The sequence below is a fragment of the Nostoc sp. genome (genome assembly GCF_036919555.1).
Taxonomy (GTDB): Bacteria; Cyanobacteriota; Cyanobacteriia; order Cyanobacteriales; family Nostocaceae; genus Nostoc.
Map to the genome: position 1 here is coordinate 1 of NZ_JBALCS010000048.1, position 22,262 is coordinate 22,262.

General features: G+C 43.4%; 18 protein-coding genes and 5 pseudogenes. 6 read left to right on the forward strand and 17 right to left on the reverse strand.

Annotation, left to right across the window (positions count from 1 at the left end):
• Positions 1–800: 800 nt before the first annotated feature.
• Positions 801–1,337 carry a Uma2 family endonuclease gene (locus V7K36_RS14395; protein ID WP_335116741.1) on the forward strand — a complete coding sequence of 179 codons (537 nt, stop codon included), beginning with the start codon at positions 801–803 and terminating at the stop codon, positions 1,335–1,337.
• Positions 1,338–1,698: 361 nt separating this feature from the next.
• Here the strand turns inward: V7K36_RS14395 and V7K36_RS14400 are convergent, their stop codons facing one another.
• The 3 genes from V7K36_RS14400 to V7K36_RS14410 form a co-directional block, all read right to left on the reverse strand.
• Complete coding sequence (locus V7K36_RS14400; RefSeq protein WP_335116743.1) at positions 1,699–1,896, reverse strand: DUF6887 family protein; 198 nt, start codon at positions 1,894–1,896, stop codon at positions 1,699–1,701.
• On the reverse strand, positions 1,880–2,071 hold the full coding sequence (locus V7K36_RS14405; RefSeq protein ID WP_442948466.1) for a DUF6888 family protein: 192 nt from the start codon (positions 2,069–2,071) through the stop codon (positions 1,880–1,882). The genes V7K36_RS14400 and V7K36_RS14405 overlap by 17 nt, the downstream gene beginning before the upstream one ends.
• Before the next feature lie 69 nt (positions 2,072–2,140).
• Positions 2,141–3,730 (reverse strand): glycoside hydrolase family 57 protein, encoded by a 1,590-nt coding sequence (locus V7K36_RS14410; protein WP_335116748.1) that lies wholly within the window; start codon positions 3,728–3,730, stop codon positions 2,141–2,143.
• A gap of 314 nt (positions 3,731–4,044) precedes the next feature.
• On the opposite strand from V7K36_RS14410, the gene V7K36_RS14415 reads away from it, so the two are divergent.
• Positions 4,045–4,560 (forward strand): DUF7638 domain-containing protein, encoded by a 516-nt coding sequence (locus V7K36_RS14415; protein ID WP_335116751.1) that lies wholly within the window; start codon positions 4,045–4,047, stop codon positions 4,558–4,560.
• 132 nt (positions 4,561–4,692) lie between these two features.
• On the opposite strand, the pseudogene V7K36_RS14420 reads toward V7K36_RS14415, so the two are convergent.
• From V7K36_RS14420 to grpE, 12 genes and pseudogenes are all read right to left on the reverse strand, one after another.
• A pseudogene (locus V7K36_RS14420) lies at positions 4,693–4,934 on the reverse strand (hypothetical protein); the annotation flags it as partial.
• A 20-nt stretch (positions 4,935–4,954) separates the two neighbouring features.
• Entirely contained in the window at positions 4,955–5,524 is a 570-nt protein-coding gene (locus V7K36_RS14425; protein WP_335116753.1) for a Uma2 family endonuclease, read from the reverse strand.
• Between the two features lie 43 nt (positions 5,525–5,567).
• The gene (locus V7K36_RS14430) at positions 5,568–6,329 is read right to left on the reverse strand and encodes a Uma2 family endonuclease (RefSeq protein WP_335116755.1); all 762 of its coding nucleotides are present in this window, start codon (positions 6,327–6,329) and stop codon (positions 5,568–5,570) included.
• A 187-nt stretch (positions 6,330–6,516) separates the two neighbouring features.
• The gene (rsgA, locus tag V7K36_RS14435; protein WP_335116757.1) at positions 6,517–7,656 is read right to left on the reverse strand and encodes a small ribosomal subunit biogenesis GTPase RsgA; all 1,140 of its coding nucleotides are present in this window, start codon (positions 7,654–7,656) and stop codon (positions 6,517–6,519) included.
• Positions 7,653–7,907 (reverse strand): sulfurtransferase TusA family protein, encoded by a 255-nt coding sequence (locus V7K36_RS14440; protein ID WP_335116759.1) that lies wholly within the window; start codon positions 7,905–7,907, stop codon positions 7,653–7,655. Before V7K36_RS14440 ends, rsgA begins: the two co-directional genes overlap by 4 nt.
• A gap of 2 nt (positions 7,908–7,909) precedes the next feature.
• Positions 7,910–9,040, reverse strand: a complete 1,131-nt coding sequence (gene dnaJ, locus V7K36_RS14445; protein ID WP_334829079.1) for a molecular chaperone DnaJ — start codon at positions 9,038–9,040, stop codon at positions 7,910–7,912.
• A 260-nt stretch (positions 9,041–9,300) separates the two neighbouring features.
• Positions 9,301–9,528 carry a hypothetical protein gene (locus V7K36_RS14450; RefSeq protein WP_335116761.1) on the reverse strand — a complete coding sequence of 76 codons (228 nt, stop codon included), beginning with the start codon at positions 9,526–9,528 and terminating at the stop codon, positions 9,301–9,303.
• Positions 9,529–9,873: 345 nt separating this feature from the next.
• Positions 9,874–10,197: a type II toxin-antitoxin system HicB family antitoxin gene (locus tag V7K36_RS14455; protein WP_335116763.1), complete on the reverse strand. Its 324-nt coding sequence runs from the start codon at positions 10,195–10,197 to the stop codon at positions 9,874–9,876.
• On the reverse strand, positions 10,184–10,483 hold the full coding sequence (locus tag V7K36_RS14460; RefSeq protein WP_335116765.1) for a type II toxin-antitoxin system HicA family toxin: 300 nt from the start codon (positions 10,481–10,483) through the stop codon (positions 10,184–10,186). The genes V7K36_RS14455 and V7K36_RS14460 overlap by 14 nt, the downstream gene beginning before the upstream one ends.
• Before the next feature lie 130 nt (positions 10,484–10,613).
• Positions 10,614–11,611: pseudogene (locus V7K36_RS14465) on the reverse strand (IS630 family transposase).
• Between the two features lie 196 nt (positions 11,612–11,807).
• A complete protein-coding gene (gene dnaK, locus V7K36_RS14470) occupies positions 11,808–13,766 on the reverse strand; it encodes a molecular chaperone DnaK (protein WP_335116767.1) in 1,959 nt (652 codons plus the stop codon).
• 227 nt (positions 13,767–13,993) lie between these two features.
• On the reverse strand, positions 13,994–14,743 hold the full coding sequence (gene grpE, locus V7K36_RS14475; RefSeq protein ID WP_335116777.1) for a nucleotide exchange factor GrpE: 750 nt from the start codon (positions 14,741–14,743) through the stop codon (positions 13,994–13,996).
• 371 nt (positions 14,744–15,114) lie between these two features.
• On the opposite strand from grpE, the gene V7K36_RS14480 reads away from it, so the two are divergent.
• The 4 genes and pseudogenes from V7K36_RS14480 to V7K36_RS14495 all read left to right on the forward strand — a co-directional run bounded on the left by V7K36_RS14480 (position 15,115) and on the right by V7K36_RS14495 (position 20,369).
• Positions 15,115–17,127 (forward strand): GspE/PulE family protein, encoded by a 2,013-nt coding sequence (locus tag V7K36_RS14480; protein WP_335116769.1) that lies wholly within the window; start codon positions 15,115–15,117, stop codon positions 17,125–17,127.
• 77 nt (positions 17,128–17,204) lie between these two features.
• Positions 17,205–18,335, forward strand: a pseudogene (locus V7K36_RS14485) (type IV pilus twitching motility protein PilT); the annotation flags it as partial.
• A gap of 104 nt (positions 18,336–18,439) precedes the next feature.
• Positions 18,440–19,666 carry a type II secretion system F family protein gene (locus V7K36_RS14490; RefSeq protein WP_335116773.1) on the forward strand — a complete coding sequence of 409 codons (1,227 nt, stop codon included), beginning with the start codon at positions 18,440–18,442 and terminating at the stop codon, positions 19,664–19,666.
• 141 nt (positions 19,667–19,807) lie between these two features.
• Positions 19,808–20,369: pseudogene (locus V7K36_RS14495) on the forward strand (hypothetical protein).
• Between the two features lie 270 nt (positions 20,370–20,639).
• Here the strand turns inward: V7K36_RS14495 and bioU are convergent.
• A complete protein-coding gene (gene bioU / locus V7K36_RS14500; RefSeq protein WP_335116775.1) occupies positions 20,640–21,662 on the reverse strand; it encodes a (S)-8-amino-7-oxononanoate synthase BioU in 1,023 nt (340 codons plus the stop codon).
• Positions 21,663–22,016: 354 nt separating this feature from the next.
• A pseudogene (locus V7K36_RS14505) lies at positions 22,017–22,151 on the reverse strand (saccharopine dehydrogenase-like oxidoreductase); the annotation flags it as partial.
• Between the last annotated feature and the right edge of the window lie 111 nt (positions 22,152–22,262).

Here is a 22,262-nt window from a genome sequence, read left to right on the forward strand (position 1 = left end):
CTTTATCTTATCTGGAAGCAGGGCAAACGCATCTTGTCAACAAGAGCCTCTAAATGACTTGCTACCGTAAATCAAGTCTTCCAGCTTATATCTCATTGCAAAGAAGAATTTAATTACACATTATCACTAGCGATGTCTATGACGGGCTACGCCTACGCACCAGTTTTTCTTTATCTTATCTGGAAGCAGGGCAAACGCATCTTGTCAACAAGAGCCTCTAAATGACTTGCTACCGTAAATCAAGTCTTCCAGCTTATATCTCACTGAAAGAAGAATTTAATTACACATTTTTTTAGCTTGAATGGTCTATGTTTCGGCTATTTACCCTGCTCATCAATACCATGCAAAACTCTTAGAAATATTTTTTTAATTTAATTACCAATTTTCTGAACATCCAGAATTTAATGACAAATATCTTTTATAATATTTGTAAGTTAGTTGCAAATTCAATCCTTATTTTATAAATCATAAATAACCTTTTATCTTAACATAAAATAAACTGAATTAATTAATAAATCCATATTAATTTATAAGCTATAATTTCTATTCCTACTGAAGGGTGTCGAACACAGGCACAGAAAAAGTCTTCCTCAATAGAGGCGGCTTTCCGAAGGGTTCTTGGTGATCCTCTAAAAGTTCGCTTTGAGATTCAAGATTCATAGCAAATCCCTAGATTGATTAATGGGATATATGCTTTAGTTCCAGAGGGTGAGCAATACACCCTCTTTTTCATGTGCAGTACCTACAACTTAAAACAAGGTTAAATTAAATCTAGCCCTAGTTGAGTTGAGGTACTACCCATGACAGCCTCAGTAGAGTATATCCCCGTTACCCCGATTGAGTACCCAGATGAAGACGGTAAGCCAATGGCTGAAGGAGATATCCAGTGCAGTTACTTGACTTATGCAATAAATGCACTACGGATTTATTTCCAAAATCACCCAGATGTATACGTTGCTGGCAATCTATTTATTTACTACGAAAAAGGTTATCCAGAATCAGTCGTAGCCCCAGATGTATTTGTGGTGTTTGGAGTGGAAAACCGTGATAGACGCTCTTACAAAACTTGGGAAGAAAATAATCAAACCCCAGATTTTGTTCTAGAGATTACCTCAAAAACCACCCGCAGCAAAGACCAAGGTGCAAAGAAAGGAATTTACGCCTTTCTGGGAGTACGTGAATATTTCCAATATGACCCTACAGGCGATTATCTCAATCCCCAACTCCAAGGTTTACACTTGGTTGATGGGAATTATTTCCTAGTGGCAACTAATACCCTACCAGATGCTACAGTGTCCCTACCCAGTGAAGTTTTGGGGCTAGAGTTACGCCTATAAGCAGGAAAACTGCGTTTTTATAATCCAGCGACTGGTGAAACACTCTTAACTCATGAAGAGGAAGCAGCTGCACGACAAACCGCAGAAGAGAAAGCACAAAGATTAGCTGCTAAACTTCGAGAATTGAATATTGATCCAGATAGCCTTTAGCTAAATCCGGCAGTGTTAATAAAATAATAAGGTGAGTATGATTTACCCACCCTAATTATGCTTAGGAATAAGAATTAAATAACATACAATTTATGTCCCTGGCTTACCTCACCCTCAATCCCTCTCCTTATAAAGGAGAGGGAAGCTAAATAGAGGATGAAGTTTTGCATTTTATTTAATCCACGTTCCTTACTGAAATTAGACAATAATCTTAAAGCTCTCCGTTAATCTTACGCCTGATGATTTCCATCTGGGCTTGCATATCAGCTTCGGTAACAGGCATAGGATACTTCGGAGAGTTAGGATCGCGTTTGCTCATCAGAAAACGTAGAGCTTCAATGTCTTCGCGGTTTTCCACGACATAAGCTCTCAATTCTGTAAAACTCATTTGCTCATAATTCTGGTTCATTGACAAACTCCCATTCGCCATTGCGATAAACAATAATTTGAAGTTCATCCGCAGATAGAATGTAAATTTCTCCGGTTTTATCGTCAAATCGAAATAAGCGGATGTCTTTATAAAGATTTGACAGCATTTGACAAACCCTTACACAGGCTAAGGCTTGCTCTGTTGTTGGTAAAATAAACGCTCCTCACTACTAATATAGGGTGAGCAATGCCCACCCTACTGCTGTTGATTATTTTTTGTGAAACTATAGCGGACGGTAGACGCGATAGTTGATTTCGGGGAAGATATTATCCATTAACTCGACTTTTTCAAGCCAACCACTATCAATTTTGCCGATTTTCACGTCTTCGTAGAGCTTATTAAACCGCATCAAGTGCGATCGCGTCCGTCTGACTGCATAGGGTACCATTGTTCCTGTCCGCATAATAAAAGCCCAGTCAGAAGATTGTGCTAATAACAATTCTCGCGCTGCTTGGTTCAATGCTTTCCACCCCAACTCATCCTCTGGTTCCAGGTGCGATATTTCAATCATCCGTTCCGCAGCTTTGTGCAAATGCGGGTAAATCCACGCATTCGTTTCATTCAACCAATACTCGTGGAAACCCTTGAAACCCCAACTAGACTGCGAAGGACGACAGACTTGTTGCGTTGGCTGATCCCGCAAATAGTCTGCTAAATGGGTCATTTGATATGTTCCTTGGTCATACCACGACTTGCGGAATAGGTAATCGATGAACCAGGGGCCTTCATACCACCAATGTCCGAATAACTCTGCGTCATAAGGCGAAACAATAATTGGCGGACGGTGCATTAGAGCATAGAGATGCTCAGATTGCCGCTCTCGGTTATACATAAAGTTAGCAGCGTGTTCTGCTGCCTTTTCCTTAGCCCAATAGGGATCGTAGAGCGCCTTATCTGACAGCCCTAAACCGCGTCCAGTAATTTTGTGATACTTAACCCCCGTATTTTTCCGCTGACCATTGGGCATGATGTAGGGCTTGATGTACTCATATTCTGCTTCCCAGCCCAAATCTTTATAAAATTCTCGATATTCCGCCGCTCCAGGATAGCCCACCTCAGAAGACCATACCTGTTGGGAAGATTCCTGATCTCGACCAAAGGCAGCAACACCAGTTTCTGTATAAATTGGGGCATAAGTGCCAAAGCGGGGACGGGGACGGGCGTAAAGAATGCCATGCCCATCAGTAAGGAAGTAGCGTAACCCAGCATCGGCTAGCATTCGCTCTACACCTTCATAGTAGGCGCATTCCGGCAACCAAATGCCTCTGGGTGCTTGTCCAAAGGTTTGCTCGTAATGTTCGCAGGCTACCTGAATTTGCGCCCATACTGCTTCTGGATACATTTTCATCAACGGCAAATAGCCATGAGTAGCACCGCAAGTGATGATATCCAGGTTGTTACTGTCTTGGAACTTCTTAAAAGCTGTCACCAAGTCACCGTTGTAGCGTTCCCATAGCTGACGCGCTTCCTTAAACTCAGTGGCATAATGTTCGGCTAAATAACGAAGATGCCCGTTATTGACATTATGTTCTGCTTCTAGTTCTATAAGTTTTTCTAGTTGGGCTAAGTGTGCTTCATAGCGTTCTTGAAGCAGAGGATCGCGAAGCATCGACACTAGGGGCGGTGTCATACTCATCGTGATTTTAAAGTCGATACCGTCTCGCTTTAAGCCTTCAAATACTTTCAATAAGGGGATGTAGGTTTCTGTGATGGCTTCATAAAGCCATTCTTCCTCCAGCACGTAGTCACTTTCCGGGTGACGAACGAAGGGTAGATGTGCGTGGAGTACAAGCGCGACGTAGCCGATAGCCATAATGATTTTGGGGTGATACTTGTAAGTTGAAGGTCGAGAGGTTGGGCTGAAATTAACAATATTTTAAGACTTTATGGGGATCGTAAGAATAGTTTTCAATATGAGTTAAATACAGTGTTTGTAGAGGTACAGCCAACATTGTTGTGCCTCCACTGCGTGTTTTTGCTGTCACGTAAAAACCTAAACTCAATATTCCCCAACATATTGTGATTTGAACATTACGCAGATGGTAGCGTTCAGGGGGGCCTACCGAGATCAACCGAAGAGTACAGTACATACTGTTTACTAAGACTGTATAATAATGGGTTGTTATTATGTCCTTCTCTAACACGATCTATCGCATAGTTGATGGCGTAACCATTCCTGGCGTATTTCTGCAAGCCTTTATCAACAATGGAGACCACTATTATGTCACCGAAATTAAGGTCTACAAAGACGGCAGAATTGATTGCTGGGGGAAGGTTGACTTTGATGGTTTCAAAGAAAAAGTGAGCAAAGGTTGGGTTAGAACTCATCTGCCTGAAGGATCAAGAGTATCAATGATGGTGTCTGGTCTTAATTTCACCGCCCATCAAGTGAAGTCAAGAGTTGAGGAGCAGGAGTTTGTTAAAGAAGTTGAAGACGAGATCCGACGACTCAATGGGCAGCTAACAATAGGAGAGATTTGCCGACAGGCATTAACACAATACAAGCATGAGCCAAACGAGGCAAATAAGGAGTATTTGCGCCAAGCCTATGATGCTGTTCCTAAACACTGTCGCATATATTTAGGTGATATGGACGACAAAGATTTGGAATATCACTCAATTCTATACAGACGCAGCGACTAGGAGGAACCAACATTGGTACAACATTTCGTTGGAACGGCGGGACAGGGGTATCGGATACGAGGCAGAGGTTATCTCCGATCCTCAACTGTTTCGTTGTGCTTCGTCTCAAATTTAGCCCAACGTTAACATCAATTATAGATAGAAGTGCGACACCGAACAGCCCGTCGTAGAGATCGCACTCTTATATTCCTCATCCCGATATAACTCCTGCAAGTCCTGTAATTGAGTCTTGCGGGAAATTCGGCAATATTTTTACTTTCTAGCTTGGGTTGGTATTAACTCTGTCCTTTGCCTTTGCCTTTGCTTTTTAACTTCATGGTAGAATCTGGATCAGCTTGTTGATGCAGCTGAGTTTGATGAGCGATACCTACGGCGGGCTACGCCTACGCCAGAATTATCCAAAAAAACGCTGAACTCGAACGCCAAAACCTGGTAAAAGTGGTGATGTGATTTCGTCATCAGCCAGCAAGGTTGCGATCAGTTTTAATTGGGCATTTTCTCTGCGATAAACTTCTAGCTGTTGTAATTGCCAATTTGCAATCCAATATTCTTGAACTCCTGTAGATGAGTATAGTTTGAGCTTGGCTTCTCTATCTCGACGTTCGTTGGTTGTCCCAGGAGAAAGCACTTCTGCAATCAGTTCTGGCGCTCCTCTCAAATGCCCTTCATCATCTAGCAATAGTGCTAAACGCTCATGACTAATCCAAACTACATCCGGGATGACATTATCGGCATCTGTAAAAATTATACCAGGAGCTTGACTGGTTTCTCCCACCCGACTAGAGCGTGACCAAATTTGTAACTCTAAGCATATATTACCCGCAGTCCCTTGATGTCTCCAGTGAGGCGCTTTACTCACAAATAGTTCTCCATCAATAATTTCATAGCGCTTCCATTCGTCAGTTGTGAGTAATTCTAAGTCTGAGGTTGTCCAACGGACTTGATCAGATATTGTTTGGTTCATAGCACTATTTTTCCATGCCTAGTTTAAAGAGAAAATTCTATTTTCAGAATATTTGCTCAGGGTCAATACCTGCGACTCGTAAGCGTTCTGCTAATTTTTCAGCCCGTTGGCGTTCCTGTTCTAGTTGTTGATTTGCTTGCTCTAACTGTTGATTTGTTTGCTGTAACTGTTGGTTTGCTTGTTGCAACTGTTGGTTCGCTTCTTCTTCTGGCAATATTACCAGATGCCCATCTGGGGTAAAAAAACGTAATTTACCAGACTCAACTCCTAAATACATATCTAACTGCTGACTCCACAACCAACCCAACTCAGTGGGAGCAAGTTCTTGATATTGCCCATCAACTATGTGAAATCCCTGCAATTCTAGGTTATTTGGATCAAACCAGAAGTAATCAGGAGTGCGAAATGTATTCTGATATATTTGCTTTTTCAAACCTTTATCAACCGAGGCCGTGGAATCAGATAACATCTCAATTATCACATTGGGATATTTACCATTTTCTTGCCAGACAACCCAGCTTTTGCGGTCTTTTTTTTCTGTATCTAAAACTACAAAGAAATCAGGTCCTCGAAATTCCGCTGATTTTTTCTGGTTAGGACTAAAATAGATAGTCAGGTTGCCGGTAGCATAAAAATCCTGACGATCGCGCCACCACCATTTAATCAGGCGGATCAGTAAATCAATTTGTTCTCGGTGCAGATCAGATTCCAACGGGGGTTCGTCACTATAAATGTCGCCTGGTGGGAAAATTATACTCTCAGTGACAGCTTCTAAACTAGGGGTGGTGGCAAGGGGCTGAGACATAGAAGATAGTTTTTCTGTTTGTATCCATGCTATCGTGACAAACTTTTATATAGAAGTGCGTCACCGAACAGCCCGTCGTAGACATCGCACTCTTTATTAGACATCTGGTGAAATTAAATATGCATTATCCAGAACCCTTGTAGAGACGTAGCACTGCTAAGTCTCTACATTGTGTAGCACCAGAAGTCTATTCCTCATCCCGATATAACTCCTGCAAGTCCTGTAACTGAGTCTTTCGGGAAATCCGGCGATACTTCTTACTTTCTAGCTTGGGTTCGTATTGACTCTGCCCTTTGCCTTTGCTTTTGCTTTTTAACTTCAAGCTGGATTCTGGATCAGCTTGTTGATGCAGATGAGTTTCATGAGCGATCGCAGCGTCCAAAAATTCTAAATAATGTTGATATCGTTCCCAGTCTCCGCGCACCGCACACTCAGGCTCATCTCGATGCACACAATCACTAAACCGACACTTAGCAACTGCCAACCGCTCTCTTGCTTCTGGGAAATAATGGATTAATTCTTCTGGGTTACAATCCATGTCAGGCTGATTAAAACCCGGAGTGTCTGCCAGCAAACCACCGCTAGGTAACTCAAATAATTCTATATGGCGAGTGGTATGACGACCACGAGCCAGTTTGCCAGAAACTTCTCCGACTCGCAGCTTGGCAGAATCAATCAGCGCATTAATCAGGCTGGATTTACCAACGCCAGAAGGCCCAGCAATTACAGTAATTTTATTGCTCAAATATCTGGCTGCTTGCTCAGTATTTATACCATCTTTAACGCTGATAAATATTGGTTGATAGCCCCAACCAAGTAGGCGATCGCTAACTTGCTGCTGTTCTGGCGGTGAAATTAAATCACTTTTATTCAAGCATAAAAGCACATCCAAACCAGTAGACTCAGCCTTAATTAGAAACCGACTTAGCTGGTAAGGTTCCAAAGGTGGATCGGCGACGGCAAATACCAACAGGATTTGGTTCACATTGGCGATCGCTGGACGATCTAACTCACTTTGGCGGGGTAAGACATCAGCGATCGCTCCCCGTCCCCCAGCCCAATCTGGCTCTTCTACCACAACGCGATCGCCCACCATCACCTGTTGCCCAATTTTTTTCAGGCGGGTTCGGCGAGTACAGAGGAGAAGGGGAGGCGAGGGGGCAGGGGGGCAGGGGGGCACAGGGGCATTTAAATCTAGTTTCGCCTCTGCTCCCCGACTCCTCTGCTCCCCATCCTTGTGATCTAGCTGTACTCGGTAAAAATTAGCCTGTACAGCAACCACCGTACCCAATAACTGTCCAGTTGTGGTAAAAATTTCCCCTGTCATTCAATAACTGGACGGCGCACTAACAGAGAAAAATAACTAGTGTAGTCTGTAATTTTTTCCACCTGATAACCTGCCATTGTCAGACTATCGGGAACCTGCTCAATCGGCTCACCTGGGTCTAGCCAGACTTCTAGCAAACCTCCCAATGGCATTTTCTCCAGACGTAGTTTTGTCCGCACAAAATTAATTGGGCAAGGGGTGCCGCGCAAATCAAGTTGAGCATCGGGAGTTAAAACAGAAGAGGGCTTCATTATTATTTAAATAGATTTCCCAAGAATCCTTCTAGACCGCCTTTACCAGTGCGATCTCCCTTAATTTTAGCCAGCTTCTCCAACAGTTCCCTCTCCTCTGGGGTCACTTTGTTGGGAATATCAATTAATACGTTCAGCATATGATCCCCACGACTGACGGGATTACCCAAACGGGGTACGCCGCGATTTTCCAACTTCATCACCGTATTCGGCTGGGTTCCAGCTGGAATAATCAATTCCACCGGACCATCTACCGTATCTACCTCAAACCGACAACCTAAAATTGCTTGCAGGTAGCTAACTTTGATTTCCGAGAGAATATTAATGCCATCCCGTTGGAATTCCTCGTCCTCATTCACGAACAAGTAAACGTACAAATCCCCAGGAGGACCACTACGTTGACCAGCATCTCCTTCACTAGAAATCCGTAAGCGTGTGCCATTATCCACCCCAGCTGGAATGGTAATTTTGAGTTTCTTTGTAACTTGATTTGCGCCTTTACCATCACACGCATCACACTTATCTTCAATTACCATCCCTGTGCCATTACAGGTGGGACAAGTCGAGACTTGGGTGAAACTGCCAAAGGGTGTTCTGGTGACACGGCGGACTTGACCCGATCCCGTACAAGTCGAACAAGTCCGGGGGCGGGTTCCAGGTTTAGCACCAGAACCGCTACAAACTTCACAATTTTCTAGATGGGAAATACGAATTTCCTTTTCACCGCCAAATACCGCTTCCCGAAAGTCTAACTTCAGGTCTAACCGTAGGTCATCACCTCTGGCAGGTCCACTGCGCCGTCTTTGTTGCGTGGGACTACCCATACCGCCGGCAAAGCCACTAAAAATGCTTTCAAAGATATCGGCAAAACCGCCCATATCGCCGACATCTTGGAAGCCCGCGCCAGCAGCACCAGACACACCCTCTGGGCCAAAGCGATCATAACGAGCGCGGGTTTCTGGTTCCGAGAGTACCTCATAAGCGCGGTTAATCTCTTTAAAGCGATCCTCCGCCCCCGGTTCTTTGTTCACATCTGGGTGATACTTCCGGGCTAAACGGCGATAGGCTTGTTTGATTTCTTCTTTGTCGGTGTCACGAGAGACACCCAGGATTTCATAATAGTCGCGGGCCATATAGCAAAGGTAAAAGTTAGAAGGAAGAAAGCAGAAGGTGAGCCTGCGCGGTCTTGGGGGTTTCCCCCATGAGCGACTGGCGAACTCGAAGGACAGTAGAAGGTCACTCACGGTCACTTGCTACCCTGTGGGAAGGCGTTATGCCTAAAGCTCTGGAAGAGCAATGCAGTGTCCTTCAGAGGGCGGCTTGCCGGAGGTCAGGTAGAAGATAAAATTAATTTTTGTTAATAACTGATTTTACCCTTTACCTTTCACAAAAATCAGCGACAAATCTTGAGCAACAGGTGGTTTCCTCGTGGGAGACGACAAAAGCGATAGAAGTTAGGAGCAGGCAAGCCTCTGCTCAGACTTCTCACTGCCGAGTCGGCTGTCTCTTTTACAATTGTGCTACGTAGGAGAGGAAAACCTCGCCCATCAACCAGAGGGGCTAGCCGCACCATTAGGTGTGGAAAACCACCCATTGCTTTCGATTGCATCTGAACTGGCATAGTGCCTAGCCCAAAGTAATTTGCTTCTACAATCTAGCAAAGCGCTGGGGTCTTGTGAAACTTCGCTAAATTTATCGAAAAGTTGGGTTTAAAACCCCGTGCTTCTAGCACGGCTTTATCTTTACGAGTGTTGCATTTGCCACTAATATATTGAGATACTAATTAGTACCGATGGACAGTCGGGAATCCAAAACGCCTATGCAGACGGTTTGCTCTTGTACTGAGATATCTCAGTCTAGGTCAAAGTCGAAATCCCGTAAGGGAGTAACTAGGAAGTCTTTGAAGTGATTCTTTAGTTGCCTCCCTACCTTCAGGAAAGGAGTCATGTCACAATCAATATATTTATTAGCTAGCATAGAGACATAAGCTTTTTTCGACCAAGGAGTTAAGGCTTTGTCCTTCTTTCCTTGCTTTAAGTACAATTTTTTTGTGTAAATCAGGGTCAATTCTGACCATGAATTTACCAGAGAATGGTTTATCAGGCTCCTCTCCACCTTCTCTACAAAAATCTAAATAATCATCCACTGAATCAGAAAAAGCAAGCTTAAGTTCGTCTACGCTACTACCTTGAAAAGTAATCACGTCCCGAATATTAATTACTTCACCGTGAAAAATTTCTGCTTCAGCGTCAAATTCTACAATTGCCTCATATCCTTTATATTTCATCATTTTCAGTCCCCGTTTTTTTAATCCCCGCTTCTGTCAAAAATCGCCGCATCGACTTAACAGCGCCTTTGTCAGTTTCTTTTTCAGGGTGTGGTCTGTGAAATGTGGCTCTTATATCATTAAGAGCAAATCGGACTCTTGACCCTCTTTCAACTGAAACCTCTGCACCAAGAGCAATTAATAAAGACTCTATATCACTCCATAAAATATTGGATCTGATGGGGTTTTGAAAAAGGGCATCAAAAGTTTTTTGCTGTTTACTATGTAAGTTCCATTTATATAGTATCACCAGATGATACTATATTTTACTAAATTTGTTACACTTTGGAAAATGTTAAAGATTAAGGTAACTGCCATTGTCCTTGCCAATGTCCAATACCCAATGCAGCCATTGGAAGGGAAGAGTGAGGGGTAAGTAGTTACGCAAAATTAATTATATATTCTTCTCCAAAATGCTTAAATATATATTCCACAGCTTTAACTAAACTTTCCCAACTCTCATAAGCATCTATTGCCAGCCAATTATATTTCATAAATCGCCACAAAATTTCAATGACATTTAACTCAGGAGAGTAAGTTGGTAAGAAAAAGAGACTCGAACCTTTTCTGACCATTCTTTTTGTTTATCCAGCATCATATTACTTGTATGAACGGAGGAATTATCTATTACTAATACTGTTAGCTTCTCTAATTTTTCGCAAAACTTATCAATACAGGCTACGACTAGATCACTATTAATACTACGCTCAAAGAAATAGACTTCTAAATCATTCCTTCTATTTAAAAAACCTAAAGCATTTAAACGTTTACTTCGTTGAGTCTTGATAATTACTTCACATCCTTTCTCTTGCCAAGCATAAGGAACATAAGAGCTTAAACAAAAACCAGTTTCATCTACATATCTTAAATCAATCTCTCCTTGTTCATCTGGCTTTTTTAGTTTAGCTAATTCTTCTGTTTTTTTCTTATATACTGAGCTATCTGGCTGACCTGCTACACCTCTTTTTATCCGATGCCAAGTCATGTTAAAAAAATCCAAAATTCTTTTAATCGTATCCTTACTTACATCAATACCCCACTCTTCTCTGAGATTTTTTCTTACTATATTTAAATTTTTTGGGTGGGATTTAGCCCATTTTTTTACTTGCTTTTTCTGTTCGTCATTTAATTTCGGCTTTCTTCCCCTTCCTTTGTGATCATATAGACCAGCTAGCATAAACATATCCCAATCATCAAACCAATTGGTTATTGTCAGACGACTAACATTAAATATTGCTGTTAAATTCTTGATTGTATATCCATCAGGGCTCAATTTAATACACTGCGCTCTTTGTCTTACTTGATGATGTTTACTTTGTTTGTAAATTCTTGCTAACATTTTAATCGTATCTTGACTTAAGCCTTTAATAAAACGCATATCATTACTCCTTTAGCGGCATCTCCTTTTCCTGATAATATTTTTTCATAAAATGTATAAATATTTTTGCGTAACCACTTATTTTAGGGGATTGTGACACGGGTACAGGGAGCGTAGCTTGCCGCCGTAGGCATCGCCCGTAGTCACCCCATGCCCCATGCCCCATGCCCCATGCCCCATGCCCCATGTCAAACCCCTAATCTATCGCCTCGTAATCAGCCTGTGCGGTACTTTCTTCGTCAAAATCAAAGTTGAATTGTGGTATTAGTGTGCCATTCATTGGTGAGTCCATTTCTGGGGTCAAGAGACTAGCTGAAGCCTGCTCAATCTCATCAGTTTGGCTGTTAGCTCGATTGTAGACATCAGCACCAATTGCCAGCAAGGTTTGTTGGAAGTCGTCTAAGCGCTGTTTAAATTCCACTGTGGAAACACTGGAGTCAAGCATGGCAGCTTGGAGTTGTGAAACTTTTTCACTGGCCAAGGTTTTCATCTGCTCGCCGATAAAGTTGCCATTATCCTTGATGGTGGATTCGTAACTGAACAACAGATTATCAGCTTGGTTTTTGAGTTCAACCAGTTCTTTACGTTTTCTATCTTCTTCGGCAAACAGTTCAGCCTCTTGGCGCATCCGTTCGACTTCGTTGTTACTCAAGCCACCTGTATTGGTAATCCGAATACTCTGTTCTCTACCTGTACCTTTGTCTTGGGCAGAAACCTTCAGGATGCCATTGACATCGATTTCAAAGGATACTTCAATTTGGGGCACACCACGGGGCGATGGGGGAATTCCTGCTAGCAAAAACTTGCCGAGACTTTTGTTATCTCGTGACATTGCCCGTTCACCTTGGAGGATGTGAATTTCCACCGAGGTTTGCCCATCAACTGCTGTGGAAAAAACTTGTGACCGACTCGTAGGAATTGTGGTGTTGCGTTCAATGATTTTGGTGAACACTTCACCCAAGGTTTCAATTCCCAAGGACAGAGGGGTGATATCCAATAGTAAGAGATTATCGACTTCGCCACCCAACACACCTGCTTGGATAGCCGCTCCCAATGCTACCGCTTCATCAGGGTTGATCGAGCGATCGGGAGCTTTGCCATTGAAAAACTTAATTAGCGCGTTTTGGACTGCGGGAATGCGGGTAGAACCACCTACCAAAATAATCCGCTCTATGGCTGGTGGTTTGAGATCCGCATCTTTGAGCGCTTGGATCATTGGTTCGATGGTCGCTTCAATTAATTTTCCTGCGAGTTCTTCAAATTTAGAGCGGCTAAGTTCCATCTCCAGATGCTTTGGTCCTGTGTCATCAGCCGTGATAAACGGCAAGTTGATGGAGGTATTCACTATGCTGGAGAGTTCAATTTTTGCCTTTTCTGCCGCTTCCCGCAGGCGTTGCAGTGCCATCTTATCTTGGGAAAGGTCGATTTTTTCCTCTTGCTGGAAGTGTTCCATCATCCAAAGCACGATCGCATTATCAAAGTCGTCTCCACCTAAGTGGTTGTTACCACAAGTTGCCTTAACTTCAAAAACGCCATCCCCAAGTTGCAGGATCGACACATCGAAGGTACCGCCTCCCAAGTCGAATACTAAAATTAGCTGCTCTTGGTCTTGCTTTTCCAATCCAAAAGCTAAAGCCGCAGCTGTTGGTTCGTTGATGATTCGCAGAACTTCTAGTCCAGCAATGGTGCCAGCATCTTTAGTTGCTTGTCTTTGGGCATCTGTGAAATATGCGGGTACGGTGATCACTGCCTGAGTGACCTCCTCACCCAAGAAGTTTTCTGCATCCTGCTTGAGCTTTTGCAGGATCATGGCAGATAGTTCTTGTGGCGTGTAATTCTTTGAGCGAATTTGGACATCAACGGTATCATCTCGACCTTTGACACAGTTGTAGGGAACGCGATCGCGTTCTGTTTGAGTGTCTTCCCAACGCCGCCCGATGAATCGTTTAATACTGTAGATTGTGTTTTCGGCATTGGTTACGGCTTGGCGCTTTGCCAATTGACCAACCAAGCGATCGCCACTCTTCCCAAATCCCAAAATACTAGGAGTAGTTCGTCCACCTTCAGAACTGGCGATCACAAGTGGTTGACCGCCTTCCAAAACTGCGACGCAACTGTTAGTAGTGCCTAAATCGATCCCAATAACTTTTCCCATATTTGCCAGTATTTTTACTGAGTCTTTCTACTGTAATCTGTCGCGGACTAACTTTTTGGCATGAATTAAGGCTAGCGGATAACGTCTGTGGAACCCCTGTTGCTGGTAGCAAGAGAGAAGTTGAAACACAGAGAGTTATCCAAAGCCTTGTCCAAGTTTTAGATACGCGATGCAAGTCCCTTGCTAGAACCCAGGCACTTTTGGTCAGCGAGGCGAGCGATTACAGCTTAACTGAAGGCTTGACTCGACTGATCTTCTGGTGCAGCAGGGGTATCTTCCTTGGGAGCAGCTACTTTGACCATTGCATGGCGTAGCACGCGATCGCCCAAGTAATATCCGCGCACTAACTCTTCTAACACTGTTCCTTCAGGATGTTCATCCGTAGGTTCCCGCATTACTGCTTCGTGTAGGTTAGGATCAAATTGTTCACCTTCGGGACGCATTGGTGATACACCCAAGCGCTTCAGGCTATCTACTAATTGTTTGTAAACGCCTTGGTAACTTTTGTGCATTGTCATTTCGCCATCAGATAGCGGTTTGAGGTGCGATCGCGCCCGCTCAAAATTATCGACCACTGGCAGCAATTCCAAAATCGTGTTTCGCTTCATCAGCGCCTCTAACTCTTCTTTTTCTTTACTAGTGCGTTTCCGGTAATTCTCAAAATCAGCGGCAATCCGCATATATTGAGTACTACGCTCTTCTAGTTGCGTTTTCAGGGACTCGATTTGTTGAGTCAGTTCTGCCAAAGCTGCTCTTTCCACTTCAGTTTTCTCGGTTGCCGCGACGCCATTTTCTGGATTGAGAGTAGCCGTATCACCGGATACATTGGTTTGGGCTGCCATTTCCTCTGTCATCTCACTGCCAGATTCATTGAAATTAATTTGGGCTGGGGAGTCACTCTTCATTGCTTGCTTTACCTCTGTTGGTTCACCCAATTGCTGGCTTGTATTGTTTATCTGTTTATTTTCATCCATTATTGTCCACTCATTCCAGATGCTATTTATGGCAGTGTATCTCCACAGCTTGCAACCGTCGTCATCCACGACTTGCCACTGAGGCTGATTTTGTTGCCAACAAGTTCCTGGAAGTGATGTAACCGTCCTCTTATTGTGACAAATGGTGAACACGTTAGCCCAGACCCCACTAAGGCGGGAACCCGAACGAATAATTTTCAAGAATGGCGCTGAATGTGACTCGCCCCTGATCTTAATTTGAAAATGTCTTTAATGCGTGAATTTTGAATTTGCAGCAAAGCGACGTGACTTAGGACTTTTTTGGGAAATGAGAATTCTATCTCACAGTCGGGGAATACTCTAAACAGAGGTTTCCCCAAATCAATTGCTCATTTATGACTTACTCGTCAGCACAACGGCGCAGTACCGCTCTAACTACCAGAACAGAGTTTTCGCCCTTCGGCAACAAGCTAGTGCTATCTGGCTATGTGAATACCGACCAGATGAGGCAGGCACTAATTGAAAGCCGTAAATCTGGCAGACCCCTAACGGAAGTACTAGAGTCAATCACTGGGCAACAACTATCACCTGAGTTGCTCAGGCAATATAAAAAACAGCAGCTATTTGAACTTAAAATACTATATGGTGTTGAATTCCTTGATCCGGAAGTCAACTCCTTTGGCAGCACGATGATGGCGAACCTAATTGAAACCCTCATCCCAGTGGATATCTGTCGTCGCCATCGTTTAGTACCACTATCGAAACACGAAGACCAAACCCCGCCCTCAGTTTTAGTGGCGATGGTCGCTCCAGATAATCTAGAAGCTTCCGATGACCTGAACCGCATCTTGCGCCCCCAAGGCTTGGTCTTGCAGCGCATGGTGATTACACAGGAAGACTACCAACAGCTAATCAACCAATATCTGGATGAAATGGCTGTTAAGCAAAAGCACCTGGATCAAGCAAAGTTTACAGATATTAATCAGGATTTAGAAAACCTCGGAAATCTCGATCTTTCAGATGCTCCTGAAGAAATGGAGGCTGATCTCGGTGCGGCGATGAAGGGTGCAGAGGATGCCCCAGTCATCAACCTAGTCAACAGAATCCTGGCTAAAGCCTTGCATGAGGGCGTTTCTGACATTCATATCGAACCGCAAGAAGAAAACTTACGTATTCGCTTTCGGAAGGATGGCATACTGATCGAAGCTTTCGATCCCCTACCGAAAAAAATCATTCCGGCGGTGACAGCCCGATTTAAAATCATCTCCAATCTAGATATTGCGGAACGGCGTATACCCCAAGATGGACGTATCCGGCGGCTGTTTGAGGGACGTAAAGTAGATTTCCGGGTCAGCACTTTACCCAGTCGTTACGGGGAAAAGGTGGTGCTACGGATTTTGGATAACTCCTCTACCCAACTGGGATTGGATAAGTTAATTACCGATCCGGAGACTTTACAAATTGTCCAAGATATGGTCAGCCGTCCCTTTGGTCTAATTTTGGTGACTGGGCCAACTGGTTCTGGGAAAACAACCTCGCTGTATTCTGCATTATCAGAAAAGAATGATCCCGGTATTAATATCAGTACTGTGGAAGATCCAATTGAGTACAGCCTTCCAGGGATTACTCAAGTACAGGTGATTCGGGAAAAAGGGCTGGATTTTGCTACCGCATTGCGGGCTTTCTTGCGGCAAGATCCAGATGTGCTGCTGGTGGGTGAAACGCGGGATAAAGAAACGGCAAAAACAGCAATTGAGGCTGCTTTGACTGGTCACTTGGTATTAACTACCTTACATACCAATGATGCCCCAGGTGCGATCGCTCGTTTGGGAGAAATGGGTATTGAGCCGTTCATGGTTTCTAGTTCCCTAATTGGCGTTTTAGCTCAACGTTTGGTGCGGCGTGTATGTCCTGAATGTCGTATTCCCTACACTCCTACCGTCCAGGAATTGGGTCGTTATGGTCTATCAGCTTCCTCAGATATCGAAGTTACCTTCTATAAAGCTAACACCTTGACATTAGATGCGATCGCCGAAGCCAAAACCAAAAATCAGCTTTGCCCAAAGTGTAATGGTGTCGGCTACAAAGGGCGTTGTGGAGTCTATGAAGTCATGCGAGTTACCGAAAACCTGCAAACTCTCATCAACGAAGATGCACCCACGGAACGTATCAAGGAAGTGGCAATAGAAGAGGGCATGAAAACCTTGCTGTCTTACAGTTTGGACTTAGTGCGCCAAGGTTCTACCACCCTAGAAGAAGTAGAACGAGTGACGTTTACTGATACTGGTTTGGAAGCCGAGTTAAAAGCCAAACGCAAGATTGGTCTTACCTGCCTGACCTGCGATGCCACATTGAAACCAGAATGGCTGGATTGTCCCTACTGTATGACATCTCGGTTTCAAAATTAGTCATTGGTCATTGGTCGATGGTTAGTAACTTTAAACAAATAACAAATAACAAATAACAAACATTAAAAGGAAGCAAAACTATGGAAATGATGATTGAAGACCTGATGGAGCAGTTGATTGAAATGGGTGGCTCGGATTTGCATTTATCCGCAGGTTTGCCTCCCTACTTCCGCATCAGTGGCAAACTCACCCCCATAGGTGAGCATGTAATGACAGCCGATCAATGTCAAAGGCTGATTTTTAGTATGCTCAACAATACCCAACGTAAAACCTTGGAGCAGAACTGGGAGTTAGATTGTTCCTACGGTGTTAAGGGTTTGGCTCGTTTCCGGGTCAATGTCTATAAAGAACGTGGTTCTTATGCTGCTTGCTTACGGGCATTAAGTTCTAAAATTCCTAACTTTGAAAAATTAGGTTTGCCAGATGTGGTAAGGGAAATGACAGATAAGCCCAGAGGACTAATTCTGGTAACAGGCCCTACAGGTTCCGGCAAGACAACTACCCTAGCGGCAATGATTGACTTGATTAACCGCACTAAGGCAGAGCATATTTTAACGGTAGAAGACCCAATTGAATTTGTCTACGAACCAATTAAAAGCTTGGTTCACCAACGGCAACTGGGTGAAGATACCAAGAGCTTTGCTAATGCCTTGAAAGCAGCTTTGCGAGAAGATCCAGATATTGTTCTGGTAGGGGAAATGCGCGATTTGGAAACGATTTCTTTGGCGATTTCTGCCGCAGAAACAGGACACTTGGTATTTGGTACGCTACATACCAGTTCCGCCGCCCAGACAGTTGATCGGATTATTGACGTTTTCCCCCATGAAAGACAAACCCAAGTGCGGGTGCAGTTGTCTAACTCCTTAGTGGCAGTATTTAGCCAAACCCTGGTGTCCAAGAAAAACCCTAAACCCGGTGAATATGGGCGGGTAATGGCTCAAGAAATTCTGATTGTCACTCCTGCTATTTCCAACTTGATTCGAGAAGGCAAAACAGCTCAAATTTACTCAGCTATTCAAACTGGCGGCAAATTGGGAATGCAAACTCTGGAGAAGGTTTTAGCCGATATGTACAAAGCCGGAACAATCTCCTTTGAAGCGGCGATGTCTAAGACTTCTAAGCCAGATGAAATCCAACGTCTCATCGGTACTGCGGCACCGCCGCAGGCAGTAGGTGCAAAACCCGGTGCGGCTGCTAAAGCGCATTAAAGGAACTGGGGAGAAATCAATTCAAAATTCAAAATTCAAAATTCAAAATTAAAGAACTTCTGCCTCGTGCCTCTTCTTTCCCAATCCCCATTTTGAATTAATTTATGCCAAACTATGTTGCCCGTGTTCGCGATTCTCAAGGAAAATCCCGATCAGAAAAAATTGTTGCCGAATCCTTGGTACAAGCTCGGACTAATCTCAGAGATCAAGGTTTTGTAGTCCAAGAACTGAAACAATCTCAAGGATTTCAACCAGATGTTGCCTTCAAAAATTTCCAGAATTCTTTAGTTAAGGTTTCTGTGAAAGACAAAGCCGTTTTTTCCCGTCAATTTGCCGTTTTGATGAATGCGGGTGTTGCGATCGTTAGAAGTCTGGGGGTACTTGCTGAACAGTGTAGTAACCCCAAATTGAAACAAGCTCTTGTGGAGATTAGCATTGATGTTCAAAGCGGAATGAATCTTTCAGAGTCAATGCGGAAGCATCCTGACTGCTTTGATGGATTATATGTGAGTATGATTCAAGCTGGCGAAGTTGGTGGTGTTCTAGACGAAGTGTTGAATCGTTTAGCCAAGTTGTTAGAAGATGTTGCCCGCTTACAAAACCAAATTAAATCAGCATTGTCTTATCCAACGGTCGTGGGTTTTATCGCAGTTGCTATCTTTCTCGGCATGACCATTTTTCTTATCCCCATTTTTGCCACGATTTTTGAACAAATTGGAATTACATTACCACCTCTAACGCAATTCTTGATGGATGCTAGTAAATTTTTGAGAAGTCCGAAGGCTGTCATCCTTCTCTTTATTATTGTCGGACTGAAAATTGCCTATGGACAATTCGGTAAAACTCCTGGTGGTCGCCTAACACTTGATCGTCTTTCCCTGAAGATGCCGTTGTTTGGCGACTTAATTCAAAAATCTTCAGTTGCCCGCTTTAGCAGGACTTTTGGTTCTTTGACTCGTTCAGGTGTGCCAATTTTAACTTGTTTAGAAATTGTCCGAGATACTTCAGGAAACCAAGTGATTGCCAATGCCATAGATGCAGCCCGCCTTGAGATTCAACAAGGAGGTATGATTAGCATTGCTTTACAACAATATGATGGCGTTTTTCCGGCCATGGCAATTCAGATGATTAGTATCGGAGAAGAAACTGGAGAATTAGATGCAATGTTGATGAAAGTTGCCGATTTCTATGAAGATGAAGTTGAGCAGGCAGTAAAAGCAATGACCAGTATTTTGGAACCAGTGATGATTGTAGTTTTAGGGGGAATGGTTGGAACCATTTTGCTAGCGATGTATCTACCTATGTTTAAAGTATTTGAAACGTTGGGATAGAGGATTAAAAGTTAGGAGAGACGCGATTAATCGCGTCTGTTAAGAGTTAGGAGCTTAAACTCTTTATTTTTCATCCTTGTTCTTAACTCCTAACTACTTAATTTTATTTCTAACTCCTCACTCCTAACTATTTAATAAACTATGACTGTGCAAAAATCTCAGTACGAAGCGAGTTTGGCAGAGTACAGCAATCATCTAGCTGCGATCGCCTTACTAAAGCAATATCGGCCATACTTGGAGATGATTCCCAGTTTGCGCCGTCCAGATGAAAGTGTCATTACTATACTCCTTGCCCATTGTCCGTCTTCGCAACACTGCTACAACAGCCCCACAAACGATTTGCTTACCCTGTGATGTAGCAATTTTGATGTGCGATCCTGAGTGGAAAATTAAAACTGAACCAGAAATTTTAGTCTTTATTCATCGTGCTCACGAAGACTTTTCTGATTTGTTAGGACGTTGGCGACAAACCCAAGTTTTGCTAGACAATGATTATGAGTGGTTGATGCCTCTGTGTCACAGTCATATTTTGAGTGAGGGAGCTAATACCATATATCCTCTATTTGTCGTTTTTAGCGATACTTTAGAACGCATCCAAAGAGGACTCGTGGGAGCCGAACTTCCATTTATTATGCAAACGCCAGATTTGCTGTTTGAGGAGAATTTCACAGATATTTTCTCTCCAGAAATTTTACAAGCTTAAAAAAGTTAGGAGTTAGGAGTTAATAGTTAGGAGTAAAAAGTGAGAAGTTAAGAGTTTTAAATTACAAATTTTGAACAAAGCCAAAGATTTTTAAGTCTTAAGTTGAGGTTTTTAACTTCCAACTCCCAACTCCCAACTCCCCACTCCCCACTCCCCACTCCTAACTCCCAACTCCCAACTCCCCACTCCCCACTCCCCACTCCTAACTCGTGTACAGACGCGATTAATCGCGTCTCTAACTCCTAACTCCCCACTCCAAACTCCTAACTATTACCTAACAAATTTGGGCATAATTTCGGCAGCAGTAAATATTCCATACATGCCGCGTTGGTGCAATTGTTTACCAGCTTTGAGATAGCCAAAAGCAGGTCCGCAGACATTGGCTGCCATACTGGTTTCATCTCCCAGAGTAAAGGTATGGGTGGAAATCTTCCCTTCAAAGGTGCGCCCTGTTACCTTAACATTAGTGCTGAGGGGCTTTTTCGGATTGCGGGTATCGACTACACCACCAACAGTAACGCGATCGCGATCGCAAATTCCCGCTACCTCTAACATCACATCATCAGCGTGTTCCATATTCTTCAAGGTAAGCACACCATTAGTTTTATCTAGTAGTGCTTCTACTTCTGCGTCAGTCATCGCCCTAGCGGTTTCCACTGTGTAACCAGGCATGTGGCCAATGTCTTCCCGAACGGTGGCACGGTAAGCTTCCCAGTTGGCAATTCCCACCCCGAAGGTAATTTCGACTTGATGAATTTCGGCGTAGCTTTGGGCGGCTAATGCGGCGGCGGCTGTTAACAATCCCGGTGTTGCACCACAGCCTGTCATGTACGTAATCCCGGCTGCTTCCAATTCTTTTTTCATCGCCAGTAATTGTTCTACAGCAGTGGTGCGCTTAATCGCATCCACTAGCACCCCACGCCAACCAGATTTGATAAACTCTTTGGCTACAGTCGGAATAAAGTCATTTGGCAAGTTGGGTAAAGCCAGAAAATACCCATCCACAGGTTGAGCTATTTCAATTAAATCCTGAATACTTTGATTTGTTAATGTCCCAACTGGTTCTAAATGACCTAGCGAACCTTGGGACTGGTAGGTTGCAATGGATTCTTCAGTATTTAAACCTTCAGCAGCGTAAGCGTAGCCTTTTTGATCTGCTGCTGCGACTAAAATCATTTCCCGTTTGCCAGCAAGTAGCTTGGCGGCGGCTTGTCCTAGTCCGCCAAAACCCAGAACTCCCACGCGGATAGCTGGCGAAATTTTTAGAGAATTTTTGACCTTTTCAGAATTCATAGTCAATTAGTTAAGTTGAATCAAAAGCCTTTAGCATTCCGTATCTCAGCTTCCGGCTTGGGACTGGTAGCTGATGGCTGATAGCTCAAAGCTATAGAGATTAATTATGATTCATTATCCTGGGTTTTTTGGCTGACTGATGTTTTTTTATGTAAGCTACTTGGACATGATCAAAAATTAATTTTCATCAACAAGCTGCAAAACCCTCTTGTATAAAGGTTCAGCCAAGCTTCAGTTATGCGAGTTGCGGTTAATATTTCATTGGGAATGACGACGCTCATAATTAGAATCCTCTCTATCACTACTATTTTAAGCAGTTTGGGCATCGCCAAGTAATAATGAGGTAAATTTGCAGTTAGTATTTAAACCATCAGCAGCGTAAGCGTAGCCTTTTTGATCTGCTGCTGCGACTAGAATCATTTACCCTTTGCCAGCAAGTACCTTGGCGGCGGACTGTCCTAATTCGCCGTCAAGTACTCCGATGTGGATTGTTTTGTTTGCTTATTAGACCTCTTGCAGAATTACTTGTATGTTATGGTAGGGGTTTGGAATTTTGCTTCTGGTAAACTTAATTCGTAGTTGTAAATTGAGGCTAGTAAG